The following is a 2,967-nucleotide window of genomic DNA, read 5'->3' on the forward strand; positions in this document are numbered from 1 at the left end:
TCCTGCTGGAGGGATGTACGGAGCCCGGCAAGCCAGCCCTCGCTGACCTGGGTATCGTTGTTCAGCAGCACCAGGACACTTCCCGATGCGACCCTGATGCCGTCGTTGTTCCCTCCGGCGAAGCCGCGGTTGACCGTGTTCAGTACGCAGCGCAGGCGCGGCTCCCGGCGGGCCCGTTCCGTCAGGTAGGTCGACGTCCCGTCCGAGGAGTTGTTGTCTACAACGATGACCTCGTAGTCCTCGTTTTCGGTGTGCTGGAAGATGCTATCCATGCAGGGGATGGTAGTCTCGTAGAGGTTGTTGTAGGTTGCCAGGATGATGCTGGTTTCGGGCATGGGCATCTTTCCGCCAATTCGCCAAGTGCCGACCGTTCCCGCGGCCTGCCTACCTTAGATATTAGGATAAGCCCTCCACGAAGTCTCCTGTGCGGTTGCCGGCTCAAGAATCGGTTTGAGCGACGCCCCGAAGCCGCAGCGGCCCAAGCACCTCTTCCTCCGCCTCCCGCAGCATCTCCTCGTACTTCGCCAGGTCGGGCGATTCGCTGCCGTCGAGGAACCCCATCGCCCGGCCCTGCTGCTTCGCCGCGCTTCCGGATCCGCCCGGGCGCCCTCCCCCGGACGTCAGCAGGTACCGGATCTTCGAGCCGGGGCGCAGCGCCACTCCCCGGCCGCACAGCTCCCGGGTGACCCCCGCCGCGGCCGTGTCGGCGACGTACCGCTCGGGCGCCTTCGAGAGACGCCGCGCGACCGCCAGCTCCTCCGGCGGGACGCGTCCCTCGCGCAGTTCGGCCGCCGCCGCCCCGGCCGCTTCCCGCAGCTCGGGCAGCATCGCGCGCAGGGCGGAAAGATCCCGCGCCGCCGCCATCCGCTCCAGCAGCAGCGCCTGGAAGCGGGCGATGAACGGCGGAGTGTCGGAGCGGCGCAGCGCGATCCCGCGAACCTTGAGCGTTCCGTCGGAGAAGGCCCCGACGAACCGGTTCGGGACGGCGACCGCGGGATTGCGCTTCGACGGGAGGAAGGCGATCCAGCGGTAGACCCCCTCCAGCGCGATCGGCATCCCGGTCTCCGCCGTGATCGCGTTCGCCAGGTGGCGGTACTCTTCCGCCGTCGCGCCCGCCCGCGCGACCCACACGGCGTCGGTCAGCCCGTGCAGGAAGGAGAACCGCTCCCGCTCGGCGATCTCCTTCGCGGAGAGCAGCTTCTCCCGCCCCCAGGCGGTGACCGCCTCGTGCGCCTCGATCCGGCCGAACCGGGCGTTCTTGTACCCGAGAAATCCGAAGCAGACGACGAGGATCCACTTGAGCGCCGTCTGCCGCTTCCGGAACCGGTCCCGCTCCTCTTCCGAGGCGGCCGACCTCTGCCGTTCCTTGAGAAGCCGGCGCTTTTCGAGGACGGGGGCGAGGACCTCGGGGATCAGCCCGCGGCGGCGGGAGCAGGAGTGGGAGCCGATCTCCGGGACCGGGAGGCCGGGGCGGCAGCAGCGGCAGCGGATCGTCTCCGGGGAAAGGTTGTACCGGTCCATGAGCGAGGGGTACATCGAGGCGAAGTCGAGCTCCCCGACGTTTTCGTGCAACCCGGGGCGGGGCAGGTAGGTGAGCCCCCCCTTGTCGGTGACCACGAGCTCCATCCCCGTCTTGAAGCGTTCCGGCTCCCGCTTCTTGTAGGGGACGAGGATCCCCCGCGAGAGCGCGGCCGCGACCTGCATCGCCGAGATGGCGGTCCCCGGCGAGGAGCGGGCCAGCCGCTGCAGCGGGATGCCGGAGAGGCGGGCGAGTTCGATGAGGCCGGGCAGGCCGGTCTCCCCGAAGAGAAACGAATTCCGGGCGTCGATATGCCAGCGCCCCCGGAAGGTATGCGGTGCGGCCCGGAAGACCGTCCGCCCGTAGGAGAGGTAGGAGCGTTCCCGGGAACGCCGCACGCCGGCCTCCTCCGGGATGCGCCCCAGGGGGAGCGGGACCCCGCGCCGCCCGGCGAGGGCGAGGACCCGCGGCAGGATGTGGTCGTCGCCGTACTCGGTCACCAGCAGGTCGGGGTCGGCCGCCCGGAGCAGCCGGGAGAGCTCCCGGAGGAACCCCTCCCCGTCCTCCCAGAGCAGCTCGTGGGTTTCCCCCTCCGCCGTGAAGAGAAGGGGCCTCGTCCGGCCGTGCGCCGGGTGCCCCGTCCCCTCGACCGCAAGACGGGCCGCCGAAAGGTCGGGGAGGAGGGGATCGACCTCCCGCGGGGAGTCGAGGATGCTCCAGGAGAGGAGCCTGCCGTCCGCCGCGCGCTCCGCGTCCGCCCGGGCGAGCGGGAAGAGCCCGGTGGCGTACGCGAACTGCTGCTCCGGGGCGATGTCGGCGTTGAACAGCGCCTCCGTGCCGAACGCGGTTTCCGCCTTCCGGACCGTCGCCCGCAGGAGGGCGGGGGAGGGGACGACGATCGTCCAGGCGGGAACCGTCTTCCCGGAGAAGAACTCGATCCCCTCGCCCGGCGCGACGGCGCACCGCCACCTTCCCGCGGCGGCCCGGACGGCGGCCTCCCGCACGCCGCGGCCCGCCACGGCGAAGGAGGGGAGGAAGGGGGAGACGAGGGTGACGGTGGCGCCCTCCGCCGTGCGGAACCAGAGCTCCATCCCCTCCCGTTCGGGAAAGAGGTCGAGCACCCACCCGGTCAACCGCGCGGGGACGTTCTCAATAAGGCTCATGCCCGCCTCCCCGCGACGCGCCGGTGCGCCTCGTCGGGAGAGCGGCGGAGACCGGGGACCCTGGCTCGCGGGGGAGGGTCCCCTCGGCTTCGCTCGCGATCTTCGCCCGCTCGCTGCCGTTCCGCTCGCCGGACCTTGCACCTCGCTCCACAGGCCGCCTCGTCGACCCCCCCCGCATCGCTGCGGGTCCCCGCCTGCCGGCGGAGCTGCCGCAGGAGGGTGGGCGGAGTGAGGTAAAGCGCAGCCTTGCGTGGGTCCTCCAAGGCGAGCCACGAACGCAGCCCC

General features: G+C 71.3%; 1 protein-coding gene and 1 pseudogene (1 of these 2 only partly in view). Both read right to left on the minus strand.

The genetic code is table 11. From position 1 onward, the window contains the following. A pseudogene (locus tag A2X88_03165) lies at positions 1-341 on the minus strand (hypothetical protein); it reaches 616 nt to the left of the window's first position. 97 nt (positions 342-438) lie between these two features. After that, positions 439-2,682 carry a hypothetical protein gene (locus tag A2X88_03170; GenBank protein OGP35774.1) on the minus strand — a complete coding sequence of 748 codons (2,244 nt, stop codon included), beginning with the start codon at positions 2,680-2,682 and terminating at the stop codon, positions 439-441. Between the last annotated feature and the right edge of the window lie 285 nt (positions 2,683-2,967).

Source organism: Deltaproteobacteria bacterium GWC2_65_14 (assembly GCA_001797615.1).
Classification (GTDB): domain Bacteria; phylum Desulfobacterota; class Deferrimicrobia; order Deferrimicrobiales; family Deferrimicrobiaceae; genus GWC2-65-14.